Here is a 1,290-nt window from a genome sequence, read left to right on the forward strand (position 1 = left end):
GCGGGGGCGGCGCGTGCGTCGCGGAGGCGCTGCTCCCGGCGGGCGGGGGCGTGTGGGGTCGGACCGACTCCGACGCGGAGGGCCCGGCGGCCGTGCCGTGGGGTAGGGCGGAGGAGCGTCGGCCGTCCGCCGGTGCGGGCGGCGTCGCCCCGGGCCGGGGAACCGCTCGCTGCACCGGCGCACCGCTCCCGGACACCCGTGCCGTCGCGCTCGCGGTGGACATCGGTGCCGGGGAGGCCGGTGCCGGCTTCCGCGCGGAGCCGGTGGCATCGGCCGAGGGTGACCTCTCCCCCGCGCCGGACGGGTCCGTTCCGGTCGCGCGGGAGCCGGTGGCTCCGTCGCGGTGGGGCGTCTGTGGTGCGGGTGCGGACGTTCGCGTGGGCGCGTCGTCGGGTGGGCCCGTACGCGGCGCCGTCGCAGCGGGAGGAACGCTCTGCCGTGGCGGCGTAGGCCGCGCGGCGGACGCGGCCTGGGACGTGGCCTCGGATGCGGACGACCCTCGCGTACCCGACCCGTCGTGTGTGCGTACGCCCGGGACGTCGGACGCGCGGGGCACGTCGGCGCGGGGCGCCGAGCCCGCGGGTCGGCGTACCGGCTCTCGCTGCACCGGTGCGCCGAGCCCCGTACGCCTGGGGGCCGGGGCCGGGCCCTGCGGGGAGGAGGGACGGGGAGGGGTGTCCCGTACCGGGCGGTCCTGCACCGGCCGGTCCCGCGGGGAAGGGGACGGGGCCGCGACGACGGAGTCGGCGGAAGACGACGAAGGGGCAGGGGGCGTTGCCGGGGGCGGAGCGTCCCCGGAGGCGGCTGCCCTCGCAGGGTGGTCAGCGGCGGCCCGCTGCACAGGGGGAACGGAGCCCGGGTCGGCGGATGAGGTGCCGATGGCACCCCGGTGGACACCGGCCGACGAGGACGTGAGGCCGGTCGCCGACGCCGACGCCGACCCCGTCGGCACGGGAAGGGTGGTCCGGTGCGTCGCGGGCAGGGCTCGCCGGTCGGCCACGGGTGCGGCCGGCGCCTTGGTCAGGGGCTGCCGGGTCACGGGCGGAGCCGGCGGCACGGGCGTCACCCGGATGCCACGGTTCGCCGAAGCCGAAGCCGAAGCCGAAGCCGAAGCCGAAGCCGAAGCCGAAGCCGAAGCCGAAGCCGAAGCCGAAGCCGTCCGCCCCCGGGCCGGTGCCTGGTCCCGCGTCGCCGTCGGAGCCTGGACGGGTGCCCGAGTGCCCGTCCGCACCGGGGCGGGCCGGTCGCCGTGCGAGCGCGGCACCGCAGGCGACGGGGCCACGGGCGCCG

General features: G+C 79.7%; 1 protein-coding gene. It reads left to right on the forward strand.

All coding sequences use genetic code 11. The features are described 5' to 3' along the window. Positions 1–878: 878 nt before the first annotated feature. Positions 879–1,290: hypothetical protein (locus ABZW32_RS39955; protein ID WP_356225845.1), on the forward strand; the 412-nt coding region annotated here is incomplete at its 3' end.

Origin of the sequence: Streptomyces sp. NPDC004667, assembly GCF_040609475.1 — a bacterium.
Lineage (GTDB): Bacteria > Actinomycetota > Actinomycetes > Streptomycetales > Streptomycetaceae > Streptomyces.